This window comes from Micromonospora sp. CPCC 205561 (assembly GCF_036906775.1).
In the GTDB taxonomy this organism is placed as follows: domain Bacteria; phylum Actinomycetota; class Actinomycetes; order Mycobacteriales; family Micromonosporaceae; genus Micromonospora.
In genome coordinates this window covers 45,841-62,884 of sequence record NZ_JBAKHV010000011.1, presented here as the reverse complement: position 1 = coordinate 62,884, position 17,044 = coordinate 45,841, and the positions used below count along the sequence as shown (strand labels likewise).

Here is a 17,044-nt window from a genome sequence, read left to right as displayed (position 1 = left end):
GCCCGGTGGTTACCGCGCCGCGAGCGGCTGGCGGGCCGGGTCCACCGGGGCGGGCAGGTCACCCGTACCGCCCAGGTAGGCGTGGATGGCGGCGGCCGCGGCCCGACCCTCGGCGATCGCCCAGACGATCAGCGAGGCCCCCCGGTGCATGTCGCCGGCGACGAAGACGCCGTCGGTGTCGGTCTGCCAGTCGGGCCGGGCGTCGATCGCGCCGCGCGCGTTGCGGCCCACCCCGAGCTGGTCGAGCAGCGGCTGTTCCTCCGTGCCCTCGAAGCCGATCGCGAGCAGCACCAGGTCGGCCGGCAGCTCCCGCTCGGAGCCGGGCAGCGCGGTGACGATCCGCCGGCCGTCCCGCTTCTCCACGGTCACCTCGGCGATCCGCACCGCCCGAACCTGGCCGGTGCCGTCGTCGACGAACTCCTGCACCGCGACGGCGAAGACCCGCTCGCCGCCCTCCTCGTGTGCCGGGTAGCTGCGCAGCAGCCACGGCCAGGTCGGCCACGGGTCCCGGGCCTCGTCCCGGGCCTGCGGCGGCCGCGGGTAGAGGTCCAGCTGGTGTACGCCGGCCGCGCCCTGGCGGTGCGCCACGCCGAGGCAGTCCGCCGCCGTGTCGCCGCCGCCGATGATCACGATGTGTTTCCCGGCCGCGTCGATCGGGGTGCCGTCGGGCAGGACCGCGGTGTCGGGCCGGCCGCCGGCCGCCGCGGCGACCACCCGGTTGGCCGCGACGAGGTGGTCCATCGCCTGGTGCACGCCGCGCAGCCCCCGGCCGGGCGTCGCCGGGGTGTCCCGGCCCCGCAGCGCGCCGCAGGCGAGCAGCACCGCGTCGTGCTCGGCGCGCAACTGCTCGGCGGTGACGTCGACGCCGACGTTCACCCCGGTGCGGAAGCGCACACCCTCGGCGGTGAGCTGGGCCAGCCGCCGGTCGACGTGGACCTTCTCCAGCTTGAAGTCGGGGATGCCGTACCGGAGCAGGCCGCCGACGGCGTCGTCGCGCTCGTACACGGTCACGGCGTGACCGGCGCGGGCGAGCTGTTGCGCGGCGGCGAGGCCGGCGGGCCCGGAACCGACGACGGCGACCGACCGGCCGGTCGGCGCCGGCACCGGGCGTGGCGACAGCCCGCCCAGGGCGACGGCCGCGTCGGCGATCTCCACCTCGACCTGCTTGATGGTGACCGGATGGCCGCCGCCGATGCCGAGCACGCAGGCCGCCTCGCAGGGCGCCGGGCAGAGGCGACCGGTGAACTCGGGGAAGTTGTTGGTGGCGTGCAGCGAGTCCACCGCCGCTTCCCAGTTGCCGGTGCGGACCAGGTCGTTCCAGTCCGGGATGCGGTTGCCCAGGGGGCAGCCGTCGTGGCAGAACGGGATGCCGCAGTCCATGCAGCGGGTGGCCTGCTCGCGGACCAGTTCCTCGCCGGCCGGCGGGTACACCTCGTGCCAGTCGCTGATCCGCACCGGCACCGGGCGACGCGCGGGCAGCCGCCGGTCGTAGCGCAGGAAACCGTTCGGGTCAGGCACGAGCCACCTCCTGGACCGCGGCCCGCGGGACGGGCGTGGTCGGCACGGACTTCGCGGCGGGCGCCAGCGCGCTCATCACCGCGTCGTCGACGTCGCGGCCGGCGGCTTCGGCGGCCCGCATGATCTCCAGCACCCGGCGGTAGTCGCGGGGTACCACGGCGGTGAACTCCGCCACCGCCTCGGGCCACCGCTTGAGCAGCCCCTCGGCGACCGCCGAGTCGGTCTCGGCGAAGTGCCGCTGCACCAGCTCGTGCAGCACCGCCTGCTCCTCCTCGCCGAGCGGGGCCAGGTCGACCAGCTCCGCGTTGACCCGGCGGCGGTCCAGCCGGTGCACGAAGGCGGTGCCGCCGGACATGCCGGCGGCGAAGTTGCGTCCGGTCGGGCCCAGCACCACCACGGTGCCGCCGGTCATGTACTCGCAGCCGTGGTCGCCGACGCCCTCGACGACGGCCACCGCGCCGGAGTTGCGTACCGCGAACCGCTCCCCCACCCGGCCGCGCAGGAACAACTCGCCCGCGGTGGCCCCGTAGAGGATGGTGTTCCCGGCGATGATCTGGTCCTCGGCCCGCTGTCCCGGCGCGGCGTCGCCGTCGAGGAACGGGGCGGCGGCGTCGGGCCGCACGATCAGCCGGCCGCCGGAGAGCCCCTTGCCCACGTAGTCGTTGGCGTCGCCGTGCAGTCGCAGGGTCACCCCGCGCGGCAGGAAGGCGCCGAACGACTGCCCGGCGGTGCCGCGCAGCGTGAACTCGATGGTGTCGGTGGGCAGGCCGGCGCCGCCGAAGCGGCGGGTCACCTCGCCGCCGAGCATGGCGCCGACGCTGCGGTGGCCGTTGCGCACCGCCACCTCCACCCGCACCGGCGTACGGTCGCGCAGCGCCGGCCCGGCCAGGGCGATCAGCTCGTTGTCCAGCGCCAGCTCCAGGCCGTGGTCCTGGGGGCGGACGCCCCGGCGGGCGGCGCCGGCCGGCAGCTCCGGCAGGTGCAGCACGGGGGTCAGGTCCAGACCGCCGGCCTTCCAGTGCGCGATCGCCGGGGCGACGTCGAGCAGCTCGGCCTGCCCGATGGCCTCCTCGATCGAGCGGAGGCCCAGCTCGGCCAGGTAGCCGCGGACCTCCTCGGCGAGGAAGAGGAAGAAGTTCTCCACGAACTCCGGCCGGCCGGTGAAGCGTTCCCGCAGCACCGGGTTCTGGGTGGCGATGCCGACCGGGCAGGTGTCGAGGTGGCAGACGCGCATCATCACGCAGCCCTCGACGATCAGCGGCGCGGTGGCGAAGCCGAACTCCTCGGCGCCGAGCAGCGCCGCGACCAGCACGTCCCGGCCGGTCTTGAGCTGCCCGTCGACCTGCACGGTGACCCGGTCGCGCAACTTGTTGAGCAGCAGCGTCTGCTGCGCCTCGGCCAGCCCCAGCTCCCACGGGGTGCCGGCGTGCTTGAGCGAGTTCAGCGGGGAGGCGCCGGTGCCGCCGTCGTGGCCGGAGATCAGGATGACGTCGGCCTTGAGCTTGGCCACGCCCGCCGCCACGGTGCCGACGCCCACCTCGCTGACCAGCTTGACGTGCACCCGCGCGGACGGGTTGACGCACTTCAGGTCGTGCACCAGCTGGGCGAGGTCCTCGATGGAGTAGATGTCGTGGTGCGGCGGCGGCGAGATCAGGCCGACGCCCGGGGTGGCGTGCCGGGTGCGGGCGATCCACGGCCAGACCTTGTTGCCGGGCAGCTGCCCGCCCTCGCCGGGCTTGGCGCCCTGCGCCATCTTGATCTGCAGGTCGTCGGCGTTGACCAGGTACTCGCTGGTCACCCCGAACCGGCCGCTGGCGATCTGCTTCACGGCCGAGCGGCGGGCCGGGTCGTGCAGCCGCTCGACGTCCTCGCCGCCCTCGCCGGTGTTGGACTTGCCGCCGAGCCGGTTCATCGCGATGGCGAGGGTCTCGTGCGCCTCCGCCGAGATCGACCCGTACGACATGGCGCCGGTGGCGAAGCGCTTGACGATCTCGGTGGCCGGTTCGACCTCCTCGATCGGCACCGCCGGCCGGAGGCCGGTACGCAGCGTGAACAGCCCGCGCAGCGAGCCGGCCCGCGCGGCCAGCTCGTCGACCTTGGCCGTGTACTGCCGGAAGACGTCGTACTGGCGGCTGCGGGTGGCGTGCTGGAGCAGGAAGACCGTCTCCGGGTTGAACAGGTGCAGCTCGCCCTCGCGGCGCCACTGGTACTCGCCGCCCACCTCCAGCCGGTCGGAGACCGCGGCGCCGGGCGGCGGCCAGGCCACGGTGTGCCGGGCGGCGACCTCGGTGTGGATGCCGTCCAGCCCGATCCCGCCGATCTTGCTCGGGGTGCCCCGGAAGTAGCGCTGGACCAGCCGGGTGTCGAGCCCGACGGCCTCGAAGACCTGCGCCCCGCAGTACGACGACACCGTCGAGATGCCCATCTTCGACATGATCTTCAGGACGCCCTTGCCGAGGGCCTTGACGTAGTTGCGTACCGCCTTCGCCGGATCCGTGCCGACGAGCACACCGGTGGCGATCATGTCCTCCACCGACTCGAACGCCAGGTACGGGTTGACCGCCGCCGCGCCGTAGCCGATCAGCACCGCCGCGTGGTGCACCTCGCGGCAGTCGCCGGACTCGACGATCAGCGCCACCTGCGTGCGGGTCTGCTCGCGCACCAGGTGCTGGTGCACGGCGGCGGTGAGCAGCAGCGACGGGATGGGGGCGAGGTCGGCGTTGGAGTCCCGGTCCGAGAGCACCAGGATGCGTACGCCGTCCTCGATCGCCTCGGAGACGTGCCGGCAGATCTCGGTCAGCCGGGCCTTGATGCCGGCGCCGCCCTCCCGTACGCGGTAGAGCCCGGAGACCCGGACCGCCTTGAAGCCGGGCAGGTCGCCGTCCTCGTCGATGGAGAGGATCTTGGCCAGCTCGTCGTTGTCGATCACCGGGTACGGCAGCACGATCTGCCGGCAGCTCGCCGGGCCGGGGTCGAGCAGGTTGCCCTCCGGCCCGATGGTCGACGCCAGGCTGGTCACCAGCTCCTCGCGGATGGCGTCCAGCGGCGGGTTGGTGACCTGCGCGAAGAGCTGGTGGAAGTAGTCGTAGAGCAGCCTGGGCCGGGTGGAGAGCGGGGCGATCGGGGTGTCGGTGCCCATCGAGCCGATCGGCTCGGCGCCGGTACGCGCCATCGGAGCGAGCAGGATCTTCAGCTCCTCCTCGGTGTAGCCGAAGGTCTGCTGGCGCCGGCGCACCGAGTCGTGGGTGTAGACGGTGTGCTCGCGCGGGGGCAGGTCGGTCAGCTCGATCAGGCCGGCGTGCAGCCAGTCGGCGTACGGGCGCTCCGCCGCCAGCTCCGCCTTGATCTCCTCGTCGTGCACGATCCGGCCGGCCACGGTGTCGACCAGGAACATCTTCCCCGGCTGGAGCCGGCCCTTGGCGACCACCCGGGCCGGGTCGAGGTCGAGCACGCCCGCCTCGCTGCCGAGCACCACGAGCCCCTCGTCCGTACGCCACCAGCGCCCCGGGCGCAGCCCGTTGCGGTCCAGCACGGCGCCGACCACCTCGCCGTCGGTGAAGGCGACCGACGCCGGCCCGTCCCACGGCTCCATCAGGCTCGCGTGGAAGCGGTAGAAGGCGCGCTTCTCGGCGCCCATGTCGGGGTCGTTCTCCCACGCCTCGGGGATCATCATCAGCACCGCGTGCGGCAGGCTGCGCCCGGCCAGGTGCAGCAGCTCCAGGACCTCGTCGAAGTTCGCCGAGTCGGAGGCGGCCGGGGTGCAGACCGGGAAGATCCGGCGGATGTTGCCGGGGATGCTCGGGCTACGCAGCAGGGCCTCTCTGGCCTGCATCCAGTTCCGGTTGCCCCGGATGGTGTTGATCTCGCCGTTGTGCGCGATCAGCCGGTACGGGTGCGCCAGCGGCCAGGAGGGGAACGTGTTGGTGGAGAAGCGGGAGTGCACCAGCACGATCGCGCTCTGCACCCGTTCGTCGGTCAGCTCCGGGAAGAACGCCGGGAGCTGGTCGGGGGTGAGCATGCCCTTCCAGACCATGGTCCGCGCCGACAGCGAGGGGAAGTATGCCGGCACGCCCCGCTCGGCGCTCTCCCGCTCGGCCTGCTTGCGCACGCAGAACGCCACCCGCTCCAGTTCGATGCCGCCCAGCGGCGAACCGGCCGGGCCGGCCGGCGAGTCGGTGAGCCGGCGCGCGGCGAGGAAGAGCTGCCGGACCCGGGGCATCGCCGCCAGGGCGCTCTCGCCGAGCCCGCTCGGGTCGATCGGCACGTCCCGCCAGCCGAACAGGTGGGCCCCCTCGACCAGCGCGTACTTCTCGACCACGCGGCGGGCGCGGGCCTCGTCGGCGTCGTCGTCGGGCAGGAAGACCAGGCCGGTGGCGTACTCGCCGGCGGGCGGCAGCGGGAAGTCGACCACCGCGCGCAGGAACGCGTCCGGGATCTGGATCATGATGCCCGCGCCGTCGCCCGTGTTCGGTTCCGCGCCCCGGGCTCCCCGGTGGTCCAGCCGGCAGAGTGCGTCGAGGCCGTTCACCACGACCGCGTGCGAGCGCCGCCCGTACAGGTCCGCCACGAAGGCCACGCCGCAGGCGTCGTGCTCCTGCGCGGGATCGTAGAGCCCGGCCGCGGGAGCTCCCGGGCCGAGGTGCGGGGCCTGCTGCGGGCTGCTGTGAGGGTACGGAAAGGCCACCGGGCCTCCTGTCGTCGCTCAGGGTGGAACTCGATCGGGACGACGTCGGCCCTCAAGGGTCTATTGAGTCTACGTTAGGGTCCGGCGCGCAAGGCCAGTGCAGATTGATCACACCTTCCAGAGTCTGGGACGTGTAGTCTCGCGCGGTGGATCTCCTGCGCAGCGGACTCTTCGACCGGCTGGAGCGCTTCTACGACGCGGTGCCCCGGGACGCGGCCCGCGCGGAGGAGCACGGCGGCCTCGTGCTGTTCGTCCGGCAGGGCGCCGGCTGGCCGTTCTACGCCCGGCCCCGGCTCGACGCCAACGAGGCGCCGTCGCTGGCCGACGTCGCGGCGGTACGCGAGCGGCAGCGCGAGCTGGGCCTGCCCGAGGCCTTCGAGTGGGTGCACGAGACCACCCCGGGCCTGCTGGCCGTGGCCCGCTCGGCGGGGCTGGCGGTGCTTGAGGCGCCGCTGATGGTGCTCGACCCGGCCGCTCTGCCCGACCCGGGCACCCTCACGGACGTACCGGTGCGGATGCTCGACGCGGCGGCGCCCGGCTTCGCGGCGGACGTGGCCGCGCGGGGGGCGGTCGCCGCCGTCGGCTTCGCCTCGGCCGGCACCGCGCGCGGCGAGGCCGGCCCGGCGCAGCGCGACGCCGCCCTGGCCGGGCTGGACGACGCGGCGCTCGACGAGGAGCGGGTCCGCACCGCCGACGGGCGCCGGCTGTCGGCGCTGGCCGGCACGCCCGCCGAGGGCGCGTTGGCCAGCGGGATGGCGATGCGGGTCGGTGAGGTGGCGGAGATCGCCGGCGTGGCCACCCTGCCGGCCGCCCGACGGCGAGGGCTGGGCGCGGCGGTCACCGCCGCGCTGGCCCGCCAACTGCTGGCCGCCGGCACCGAACTGGTCTTCCTCTCCGCGGGCAGCGAGGACATCGCCCGGGTCTACCTGCGCGTCGGCTTCCGCCGGGTCGGCACCGCCTGCATCGCCGAGCCCGCCCCGGTCACCCCCTGACCCTCCCGGGCCACGGCGGCGGGGTCAGGCCGGGGGGCGCCACTGGGCGGCCGTGGTGGCGGCCGAGGAGAGCAGGCGGGGGCTGAGCGCGCCCAGGGCGGCGTCGCGGGCGCGCAGCGCCAGCGGGCCCCGGGCCTTGAGCACCGCCGACATCCGGCGGGTCTGCCGGACCACCGTCGCCGCCCGGGGCCGACGTGTCCGGTCGTACGCGACCACCGCGTCGGGCAGCCGGGACTCGCGCAGCAGCGAGGCGAGGGTGGCGGCGTCCTCGAAGGCGAGGCAGGCGCCCTGGCCGAGGTGCGGCGGCATGGCGTGCGCGGCGTCGCCGAGGAGCACCACCCCGCCGGGGCCGGCCGGGAAGCCGTACGACCTCGGCAGCGGACGCAGCTCGCGGATCTCCTGCTGCACCAGGTCCGCCGGGTCGGTGGCGTCGAGCAGGTCGGCGATCGGCGCGGGCCAGCCCGCGTACCAGCGGCGCAGCAGGGCGAGCTGGGTCTCCGGCGGTTCCGGGCGGGGCGCGCCGGCGGCCGTGGCCACCCAGTAGATGCCGCCCCGGCTGGAGGCGCCGGAGGAGCCACGCTCGCCCAGCGAGGCGGAGACGAAGCGGTAGCCGGCGCCGAGCACCTCGCCGCCGACGGGCCGGTCGGCGGGCAGCTTCGGGGCCCGGTACCAGGGGATCACCGCACGCCAGGCGGCGCAGCCCGAGCTGACGACGCCGGACTCCGGGGCGAGCTGCCGGCGGATCTCGCTGTCGGTGCCGTCGGCGGCGACGATCAGGTCGGCCTCGACGGTGTGCCTGCCGTCGCCGATCGAGGGGCGCTCGCCCGACACCGCGCGGACGGTCCGCACGGTCACTCCGGTGCGCAGCTCGACCTCGTCGCCGAGGCCGGCGATCAGCGCGTCGTGCAGGTCCTCCCGGTGCACCACCACCGGCATCCGGTCGGGCGGGGTCGGTCGGGGCTGCACCAACCAGTGCCCGTCCGGGCGGCGTATCCCGCCGTCGGGCAGCGCCGTGGCGATCGCGTCGAGGCCGGCGCCGAGGCCGAGGGCGCGCAGTGCGCGTACGCCGTTGGGCCAGAGCACCACCGCGGTCGGTTCGGGGCGGACCCGGTCCGACCGCTCCAGCAGGGTGACCCGCCAGCCGGAGCGGGCCAGCGCGCCGGCGACCGCGAGGCCACCGATTCCGGCGCCGACCACGACCGCGCTACGCATGAGGGCTCGCTCCTCTTCAGCTGTCGCGGTCCGTGGGCCGGGAGTCCGTGGCCCCGGCGCGGTCCTGCGGGCCCTCGCCGGGCCCGACGGACGCGGCGCCGCCGTCGTCGGCCCGGGCTCCGCCCGTCACCTCCGGCGTCGCGGCGGGCGGCACCTGCCCGCCCGGCTCGGCCGGCGCCTCGCCGGTCTCCCGCCAGCGCCGGTACTCCTCCTCGCCGACCACGCGGTAGCCCTCGGGCGCGGCCGGCCGGGAGCCGGCCTCGCCCGCGGAGAGGTCGACCTGCGAGACGTCGGATCCGGCGGCCGGCTCCGACGGCGCGGCGGCGCCGACCGGGACGAGGTATTCCCGGGGCCCGCGCACCCGCACGAAGTAGGCCAGGGCGCCGAGGAAGACCAGAGCGGCGGTCCAGACGTTCAGGCGTACGCCGAGGACGGTGTTCGCCTCGTCCGTGCGCATCAACTCGATCCAGAACCGCCCGACCGTGTAGCCCATCACGTAGAGGGCGAACGCGCGTCCCCGGCCGAGGCGGAGCTTGCGGTCGAGGGCGAGGACGAGCGCGGCCACGCCGAGGTTCCACAGCAGCTCGTAGGCGAACGTCGGGTGGTAGAGCCCCGGTTCGAGGATCGGCCGGCCGGCGTCGTCCCGCAGCGCGTGGCCCGGGTCGTCGGGGTCCATCCGGTGGATCTCCAGCCCCCACGGCAGCGTGGTCCGGCCGCCGTAGAGTTCGTTGTTGAACCAGTTGCCGAGCCGGCCGACCGCCTGGGCCAGGGGCAGGCCGGGGGCCAGCGCGTCGGCCACCACCGCGAACGGGATGCCGAGCTGCCGGGCCGCGAGCCACGCGCCGACGGCCCCGCCGGCCACCGCGCCCCAGATGCCGAGGCCGCCCTCCCAGATGGCGAGCGCCTTCAGCGGGTCGCCGCCGGTGCCGAAGTACTTCTCGGGCGAGGTGATCACGTGGTAGATGCGGGCGCCGATGATGCCGGCCGGCACCGCCCAGACCGCGATGTCGAGGACCGCGCCGGGGGCGACGCCCCGCTGGCGCAGCCGCCGCTCGGTGACCCAGCAGGCCACCACGATGCCGAGGATGATGCACAGCGCGTACGCCCGGATCGGCACCGGTCCGAGCTGCCAGACGGCGGTGCTGGGGCTGGGCAGGGCCGCCTGGGGGCTCAGCGAGGCGAGAGTCACGGGTGCACACGCTACCGCCGCGACCCCGGTCCGTGGCACCCCGGTCCACGGCCTCCCACTTCCGCCCGCCCGCTCCCGCCCCGGCCCCCGCGCGCCGCGCGTCGACCCCGCCCCGGCGATCTTGCACTTACCGCCCGGGCAAAGCCGACATTCGCCCCCACCGACGGGCGCAAAGCGCAAGATCGCGCTTGAGGGGGGTGGGGGGCGGGGGGGGTTAGGGGGTGGGGGTGCGGACGCCTTGGGCGAGTTCGGCGCTCAGCGTGCGCAGGGCGGCCAGGCCGGCGGCCTCGTCCGGCGCGTCGAGCAGGCAGCGGATCAGGGCGCTGCCGACGATGACGCCGTCGGCGTACCCGGCGACCGTGCCGGCCTGCGCACCGGTGCCGACGCCCAGCCCGACGCCGACCGGCAGGTCGGTGACCTCCCGCACCCGGGAGACCAGGACCGGGGCGGCGTCGGAGTTCCGCGCCCGGGCGCCGGTGACGCCCATGATGGCGGTGGCGTAGACGAAGCCCCGGCAGTGCCCGACGGTCATCGCCAGTCGCGCGTCCGTGGAGGACGGCGAGACGAGGAAGGTGCGGTCCAGCCCGTACGCGTCGGAGGCGGCGAGCCACTCGCCGGCCTCCTCGGGGATCAGGTCCGGGGTGATCAGGCCGGTGCCCCCCGCCGCGGCGAGGTCGCGCGCGAACGCGTCGACGCCGTAGCGCTCGACCGGGTTCCAGTAGGTCATCGTGACCACGGGCGCCCCGGTGGCCGCGACCGCCTCGATGACGCGCAGCGTGTCCCGGGTGCGTACGCCACCGGCGAGCGCGATGTCGCTGGCCTTCTGGATCACCGGGCCGTCCATCACCGGGTCGGAGTACGGGATCTCCACCTCGATCACGTCGACGCCCGCCTCGACCATCGCGGTCATCGCGGCGATGCTGCCCTCGACGGTCGGGAACCCGGCCGGCATGCAGCCGACCAGCACGGCCCGCCCGTCGGCGCGGGCCTTGTCGAAGGCCACCCCGATCCGGCTCACGTTCTCACCGCTCCTTGTCGAGGATGCCGAAGTAGTCACCGGCGGTGTGCACGTCCTTGTCGCCCCGGCCGGAGAGGTTGACGACGATCGTCGGCTCCCGGCCCAGCTCGGCGGCGAGCTTCGGGGCGACCTTGAGGGTGCCGGCGAGCGCGTGCGCGCTCTCGATCGCCGGGATGATGCCCTCGGTCCGGCAGAGCAACTCGAACGCGGCCATCGCCTCGTCGTCGTTCACCGGCAGGTAGGTCGCGCGGCCGCTGTCGTGCAGCCAGGCGTGCTCGGGCCCGACGCCCGGGTAGTCCAGCCCGGCGGAGATCGAGTGCGACTCGCAGGTCTGCCCGTCGTCGTCCTGGAGCACGTACGTGCGGGTGCCGTGCAGCACCCCGGCGGAGCCGCCGGTGATGCTGGCGGCGTGCCGGCCGGTCTCCACGCCGTCGCCGCCGGCCTCGAAGCCGTACAGCCGCACGTCGGGGTCGCCGACGAAGGCGTGGAAGATGCCCAGCGCGTTGGAGCCGCCGCCGACGCAGGCGGTGACCGCGTCGGGCAGCCCGCCGGCGAGGTCGAGGCACTGCTGGCGCGCCTCGTCGCCGATGCCGCGGACGAAGTCGCGGACCATCGCCGGGAACGGGTGCGGGCCGGCGGCGGTGCCGATCAGGTAGTGGGTGTCGTCGACGTTGGCGACCCAGTCGCGCATCGCCTCGTTCATCGCGTCCTTGAGGGTGCGCGAGCCGTTGACGACGGGGACGACGGTGGCGCCGAGCATCCGCATCCGGGCCACGTTGAGCGCCTGCCGCTCGGTGTCGACCTGGCCCATGTAGACCACGCAGTCGAGGTCGAACAGGGCGGCGGCGGTGGCGGTGGCGACGCCGTGCTGGCCGGCGCCGGTCTCCGCGATCACCCGGCGCTTGCCCATCCGCCTGGTCAGCAGCGCCTGCCCGAGCACGTTGCGGACCTTGTGCGCCCCGGTGTGGTTCAGGTCCTCCCGCTTGAGCAGCACCCGCGCCCCCACCTTGGCCGAGAACCGCCGGGCCGCGTAGAGCAGCGACGGGGTGCCGGCGTAGTCGCGCAGCAGGGCGGAGAACTCGGCCCGGAACGACTCGTCGGCCATCGCCGCGCGGTGCGCGGCGTCCAGCTCGTCGAGCGCCGCGACCAGCGCCTCGGGTACGAACCGGCCCCCGAACCGGCCGAAGTGACCGGCCGGGTCAGGCAGTGGGCCGGCCGGGGCGGCCGGCGCGTCGGCGCTCATGGCATCGTCCTCTCGGTGCTGGCGGGCCGGCGCGGGATCAGCGCACCGGGCGGGGCGTGGCCGGGTGGTTGCCGGCGTTGACCAGCTCGGCCACCGCCTCGCGGGGGCTCTTCTGCGTGACCAGGCCCTCGCCGACCAGGACCGCGTCGGCGCCCGCCGAGGCGTACCGGATCAGGTCGTGCGGGCCGCGCACCCCCGACTCAGCGATCTTGACGACGCTGCTGGGCAGCCCGGGCGCGATCCGCTCGAACACCGAGCGGTCGACCTCGAGGGTACGCAGGTTGCGGGCGTTGACCCCGATGACCTGGGCACCGGCCTCCAGTGCGCGGTCCGCCTCGTCCTCGTCGTGGACCTCGACCAGCGCGGTCATGCCCAGCGACTCGATCCGCTCCAGCAGGCCGACGAGGGCGTTCTGCTCCAGGGCGGCGACGATCAGCAGCACCAGGTCGGCGCCGTGCGCGCGGGCCTCGTGCACCTGGTAGCTGGAGACCACGAAGTCCTTGCGCAGCACCGGGATGTTGACGGCGGCGCGGACGGCCGCCAGGTCGTCGAGCGAGCCGCCGAACCAGCGCCCCTCGGTGAGCACGCTGATCACCCGCGCCCCGCCGGCGGCGTAGTCGCCGGCCAGGTCGGCCGGGTCGGTGATCTCGGCCAGCCGCCCCTTGGACGGCGAGGAGCGCTTCACCTCGGCGATCACGGCGACGCCGGGCTTGCGCAGGGCCGCGTACGCGTCCAGCGGCGGCGGCGCGGCGGCGGCCAGTTCGCGGATCCGCTCCAGCGGAACCTGTTCCTGTCGCCGGGCCACGTCCTCACGCACGCCGGCCAGGATCTCGTCGAGCACGCCTACGGACGCCGCCGAACCGGCCTCGTCCCCCTCCGCGTGCGCATGCTCAGCAGTCACCATCGGACTCCCCTCTCCGGGTGTCATGGGCCGATGCTAGGGGGCGCCACCTGGCGACAGGCGCCGGGGGTATGGCGTTCCTCACGAGATGGGCTGGGGCATAATGGCCGACCTCCGGTGAACGGATTGTCACCCAGGGCAATCACCCCCATCGACGAACGCCACCCGCCGCCCCCGCCCGCGCCTCCCGGGCATCGACATGATCCTATCCCCTGGCGCGCCCGGGCGCCCGGGCGCGGTAGGCACCGACGCGCGTCGATGCTGTGACCCACCTCAAGGTCGAACGGCCCTTTGCCTGGTCGCGGCCCCGGCGGCAGATTTGACGTGTTGGTCACCACGGCGAAACGTGAACCGGCCAGCATCTTTCTCGGGCAGACTCGATGACGCGCCTGTCCGACCGCCAGCAACGATCTCCGTGCGGGGTGATCATGAGCACTGTCGAGCCCAACCAGACCATCGGACTGACGACCATCTCGCGCACCGTCGCGTCGCTCGCCGTCGGCGTGGTGCACACCCTTGAGCGGGCGGTGGTCGGCGAGGCCCGGATGCGCACCGCGCGCGGCAACGCCTGGGAGGCGGTCTGCGCCGACCGCGCCCGGGCCGAGCAGCGGGCCGAGCTCGACCGCCTGATGGCGGAGCTGACCGCCGCGCGCGCCGCCGCCCGCGAGCGCCAGCCGGTCGGCTGACCACCGGCCGGTCAGCCGGCCGTCGGGTCCTCGCCGCGGTCCAGCGCGTCCCACGCCTCCGTGGTCTGCCGGCCGGTGACCCGGCCGCCCTCGCCCGGCGGCACCGGGCGTGCGTCGCCCTCCGGCGGCCGCCGCTCGTAACGGGCACCCATCGCCGGCCATCCCCGGCCACGCAGCGCCGTCAGCAGCCCGCCCACGCCGGCGAGCACCCCGCCGAGCAGGCAGAGCGCCGGCCAGTGCCGGCTGACCGTGCCGTCGAAGGCGGCGACGAGGCCGTAGCCGCCGCCGAGCGCCACCGCCGCGCCGAGCCCGCAGAGCAGCCCGCCCAGCAGCCGCCGCGCCCGGTCCCGGGTGGCGAGCACCGCGCCGCCCCCGGCCAGCCCGACCAGCGCCAGCGCCGGCAGCCAGGGCAGCAGGCCGGCGCCCGTGCGCGCGTCACGTACCGGCGGCAGCGGCGTGGGACGGGCCGTCAGTTCGACCGCCCAGGTGCGGGTCGACGCCCACAGCGCGAGGCCCGCGCCCGCCACGCAGAGCAGCACCGCGTACGTCAGCTCGCGCCGGCCCGCGCCGGCCCGCGCGCCCGCCACGGCGGTCGTCCCCGGTTCCCGGTCGCGCGACCCGGCGGCCGTCACCGGGCGGGCCGGAGGGTCTCGGCCGCGGCGATGGCGGCGAGCACGGCGGCGGCCTTGTTCCGGGTCTCCTGGTCCTCGGCGGCCGGATCGGAGTCGGCCACCACTCCCGCCCCGGCCTGCACGTACGCCCGGCCGTCGCGCATCAGCGCGGTGCGGATGGCGATCGCCATGTCCAGGTCGCCGCCGAAGCCGAAGTAGCCCACCGTGCCGCCGTAGAGGCCGCGCCGGACCGGTTCCAGCTCCTCGATGATCTCCATTGCCCGCACCTTCGGCGCGCCGGAGAGGGTGCCGGCGGGGAAGGTCGCGGCCAGCGCGTCGAAGGCGGTGCGGTCCTCGCGCAGCGTGCCGACCACGGTCGAGACGATGTGCATGACGTGGCTGTAGCGCTCGATGGTGGCGAACTCCGGCACCTCCACGCTGCCGGGGCGGCAGACCCGGCCCAGGTCGTTGCGGCCCAGGTCGACCAGCATCACATGCTCGGCCCGTTCCTTCGGGTCGGCGAGCAGTTCCGCGGCGAGCCGGGCGTCCGCCTCCGGGGTGCCGCCGCGCGGCCGGGTGCCGGCGATCGGGTGCAGCAGCGCCCGCCGCCGGCCCTGGGCGTCGGCGGTCACCCTGAGGTGCGCCTCCGGCGAGGACCCGACGATGTCGAAGCCGTCGAAGCGCAGCAGGTACATGTACGGGCTGGGGTTCGTCGTGCGCAGCACCCGGTAGACGTCCAGCGGGTCGGCGTGGGTCTGCCGCTCGAACCGCTGGGCCAGCACGATCTGGAAGCACTCGCCGGCCCGGATCGCCTCCTTGGCCGCCTCGACCGCCTTCGGGTAGCCGCCCTCCGGCGTCCGGCTGCGCACCTCCCCCGCCGGCGGCCGGTCGACCGTCGAGACCATCGGCGGGATCGGGCGGGACAGCGCGGTGGTCATCGCGTCGAGCCGGCCGACCGCGTGGTGGTACGCGGCCGCCACCCGGGCGTCGCGGTCCGGCTCGGTCAGCGGCGGCAGGACCGCGTTGGCCACCAGGATCGCCGAGCCGTCGTAGTGGTCCAGCACCACCAGGTCGGTGGCGAGCATCATGCCCAGCTCGGGCACCTTGAGGTCGTCCTCGGTCAGCTCGGGCAGCCGCTCGAAGCGCCGGATCAGCTCGTAGCCCAGGTAGCCGACCATCCCGCCGGTCAGCGGCGGCATGCCGCTGGCCTCGTCCCCGGCCGGGCCGGCGAGCGCCGCGACGGTCTCGCGCAGCACCAGGACCGGGTCGCCGGAGGTGGGCAGCCCGGCGGGCGGCTGCCCCGTCCACACGGCGGTGCCGTCGCGCTCGGTCAGCGTGGCGCTGCTGCGTACGCCGATGAAGGAGTAGCGCGACCAGGCCGTCCCGGCCGAGCCGACGCCCTGCTCGGCGGATTCCAGCAGGAACGTGCCCGGCCCGCCGGCGAGCTTGCGGTAGACGCCGACCGGGGTCTCCGCGTCGGCGAGCAGCCGCCGGGTGACCGGGACGACCCGCCAGCGGGCGGCCAGCTCGGCGAAGGTGGCCGGGTCCGGGCTGGCCGCGCCGTCGGTCCGGGCCCTCCCGCCGTTGGCGGGCGTCGGACCGGCCGGTGTCGCGCCCCGCGTGCTCACCGGCCCCCCGTCCCGCCCCCGCCGACCGGCAGCTCGGTGAAGAAGCAGGTGCGTTCGCCCGTGTGGCACGCCGCGCCGACCTGTTCGACGTCGACCAGCAGCGCGTCGCCGTCGCAGTCCAGGGCGACCGAGCGGACGTACTGGTGGTGCCCGGAGGTGGCGCCCTTCACCCAGTACTCCCGGCGGCTGCGCGACCAGTAGGTGGCCCGGCCGGTGGTCAGGGTGCGGTGCAGCGCCTCGTCGTCCATCCAGGCGACCATCAGCACCTCGCCGGAGTCGTGCTGGCGGACCACGGCGGCCACCAGGCCGTCGGAGGTGCGGCGCAGCCGGGCGGCGATGGCGGGGTCGAGCCGGGACGGACGCGCCGGGCCGTCGGCCGAGGGCTCCTGCGGACTGGGGTGGGCGCCGGTCACGGGCGCGTCAGGTACGGGCACAGTGACCCATTGTCCCGCACGCGGGCCGGGTACCGGTGCCGGCTCCCGCCGGGGGCACGGCGGCCGGCCGGCGGGCCGGGTCAGCTGCGCGACGTAGCGGTCCAGCCGGCCGTCGAGCAGGGCGTCGGCCAGGTCCGCGCCGGCTGCCCGCGCGACCTCGGCGGCGTACGGGCGGATCAGCGGCAGGGTGCCCGTGACCAGCCGGGCGGCGGCGGCGCAGAGCTGGCCGACGGAGCCGGGCCGCAGCCCGAGGCAGAGCAGCAGGTCCTCCCGGTAGTGCGGCGGCGCCACCGGCAGGTCGAGGGCGGCGGCGAAGGCCGCCCGGCGGGACGCCACCCGGACCGTGGGATTGGCCAGCCGCAGCACGGAGGGGCAGAGCCGGGCCAGGTCGGCGGCGGCCAGTCGGACGCCGTCGTGGTCGTCGGCGTCCCGCGCGCCCGCCACCTTACCGAGCGTCGCGATCAGCTCCTCCAGCTGCGGCTCGCCGGCGGGCTGGCAGAGCACCGGCAGGTCGATCCGGGACCGCCAGTGCGGGTCCGCCCAGAGCAGCCGGGCCGGCGCCGTCACCGGCAGCCCGAAGGCCCAGTCGGCGGGCTCACCGAGGCGGGCCAGCCAGGAGCGGACGTCGCGGGCGGCCACCGAGACATGGGTCAGCCGGCCGCCGTGCTCCGCGAGGTACGCCCGGCGGGCGGCGTACGGGGCGCCGGCGAGCAGCACGTCGACGTCGACGTCGCTGTGCGCGGTGGCGGCCCGCCGGGCGTGGCTGCCGCGCAGCATGATGCCGACCACGGGCTGCTCGGCGCCGGTTCGCAGCCGGGCGGCCCAGTCGCCAAGGAACCCCTCGTCCGGTGACACAGCGTGACCCACGGCGTCATCGTGCCGCACGCCCGATCAGGGCGCAATGCCCGATGCCACGCCTGATGCCCGT

The 17,044-nt window shown here is 75.3% G+C and carries 12 protein-coding genes and 1 pseudogene; 2 read left to right on the top strand and 11 right to left on the bottom strand.

Annotated features, from left to right (window positions below; all coding sequences use genetic code 11):
* Window positions 1–9 precede the first annotated feature (9 nt).
* Both V6V16_RS09220 and gltB read right to left on the bottom strand, forming a co-directional pair.
* Complete coding sequence (locus V6V16_RS09220) at window positions 10–1,518, bottom strand: glutamate synthase subunit beta (RefSeq protein ID WP_334561408.1); 1,509 nt, start codon at window positions 1,516–1,518, stop codon at window positions 10–12.
* On the bottom strand, window positions 1,511–6,202 hold the full coding sequence (gene gltB / locus V6V16_RS09215) for a glutamate synthase large subunit (protein WP_334561407.1): 4,692 nt from the start codon (window positions 6,200–6,202) through the stop codon (window positions 1,511–1,513). Before gltB ends, V6V16_RS09220 begins: the two co-directional genes overlap by 8 nt.
* Before the next feature lie 146 nt (window positions 6,203–6,348).
* Here gltB and V6V16_RS09210 point away from each other — a divergent pair, with 146 nt between their 5' ends.
* Window positions 6,349–7,194, top strand: a complete 846-nt coding sequence (locus V6V16_RS09210) for a GNAT family N-acetyltransferase (protein WP_334561406.1) — start codon at window positions 6,349–6,351, stop codon at window positions 7,192–7,194.
* A 24-nt stretch (window positions 7,195–7,218) separates the two neighbouring features.
* Here V6V16_RS09210 and V6V16_RS09205 read toward each other — a convergent pair whose 3' ends face one another.
* From V6V16_RS09205 to trpC, 5 genes are all read right to left on the bottom strand, one after another.
* The gene (locus V6V16_RS09205) at window positions 7,219–8,406 is read right to left on the bottom strand and encodes an FAD-dependent oxidoreductase (protein WP_334561405.1); all 1,188 of its coding nucleotides are present in this window, start codon (window positions 8,404–8,406) and stop codon (window positions 7,219–7,221) included.
* Between the two features lie 16 nt (window positions 8,407–8,422).
* Window positions 8,423–9,595 (bottom strand): prolipoprotein diacylglyceryl transferase, encoded by a 1,173-nt coding sequence (gene lgt, locus V6V16_RS09200; RefSeq protein WP_334561404.1) that lies wholly within the window; start codon window positions 9,593–9,595, stop codon window positions 8,423–8,425.
* 214 nt (window positions 9,596–9,809) lie between these two features.
* Complete coding sequence (gene trpA / locus V6V16_RS09195) at window positions 9,810–10,613, bottom strand: tryptophan synthase subunit alpha (RefSeq protein ID WP_334561403.1); 804 nt, start codon at window positions 10,611–10,613, stop codon at window positions 9,810–9,812.
* Between the two features lie 4 nt (window positions 10,614–10,617).
* Complete coding sequence (gene trpB / locus V6V16_RS09190) at window positions 10,618–11,856, bottom strand: tryptophan synthase subunit beta (RefSeq protein WP_334561402.1); 1,239 nt, start codon at window positions 11,854–11,856, stop codon at window positions 10,618–10,620.
* Window positions 11,857–11,893: 37 nt separating this feature from the next.
* Window positions 11,894–12,697, bottom strand: coding sequence for an indole-3-glycerol phosphate synthase TrpC (gene trpC, locus V6V16_RS09185; protein ID WP_334561462.1), 804 nt, complete (start codon window positions 12,695–12,697; stop codon window positions 11,894–11,896).
* Between the two features lie 488 nt (window positions 12,698–13,185).
* Between trpC and V6V16_RS09180 the strand changes: the two genes are divergently transcribed.
* Complete coding sequence (locus tag V6V16_RS09180) at window positions 13,186–13,443, top strand: hypothetical protein (RefSeq protein WP_334561401.1); 258 nt, start codon at window positions 13,186–13,188, stop codon at window positions 13,441–13,443.
* Between the two features lie 11 nt (window positions 13,444–13,454).
* Here the strand turns inward: V6V16_RS09180 and V6V16_RS09175 are convergent, their stop codons facing one another.
* From V6V16_RS09175 to V6V16_RS09160, 4 genes and pseudogenes are all read right to left on the bottom strand, one after another.
* On the bottom strand, window positions 13,455–14,075 hold the full coding sequence (locus V6V16_RS09175) for a Trp biosynthesis-associated membrane protein (protein ID WP_442934053.1): 621 nt from the start codon (window positions 14,073–14,075) through the stop codon (window positions 13,455–13,457).
* Window positions 14,072–15,682, bottom strand: coding sequence for an anthranilate synthase component I (locus V6V16_RS09170; RefSeq protein WP_334561399.1), 1,611 nt, complete (start codon window positions 15,680–15,682; stop codon window positions 14,072–14,074). Before V6V16_RS09170 ends, V6V16_RS09175 begins: the two co-directional genes overlap by 4 nt.
* Entirely contained in the window at window positions 15,679–16,116 is a 438-nt protein-coding gene (gene hisI / locus V6V16_RS09165) for a phosphoribosyl-AMP cyclohydrolase (RefSeq protein WP_334561461.1), read from the bottom strand. Before hisI ends, V6V16_RS09170 begins: the two co-directional genes overlap by 4 nt.
* A gap of 180 nt (window positions 16,117–16,296) precedes the next feature.
* Window positions 16,297–16,893 (bottom strand): annotated as a pseudogene (locus V6V16_RS09160) (phosphoribosyl-AMP cyclohydrolase); the annotation flags it as partial.
* Window positions 16,894–17,044 lie beyond the last annotated feature (151 nt).

What these genes read in the sequence shown, in the direction of transcription:
- V6V16_RS09205 (WP_334561405.1), bottom strand. Translation starts at nt 8,406, where the DNA reads ATGCGTAGCGCGGTCGTGGTCGGCGCCGGAATCGGTGGCCTCGCGGTC.
- trpB (WP_334561402.1), bottom strand. Translation starts at nt 11,856, where the DNA reads ATGAGCGCCGACGCGCCGGCCGCCCCGGCCGGCCCACTGCCTGACCCG.
- V6V16_RS09180 (WP_334561401.1), top strand. Translation starts at nt 13,186, where the DNA reads ATGAGCACTGTCGAGCCCAACCAGACCATCGGACTGACGACCATCTCG.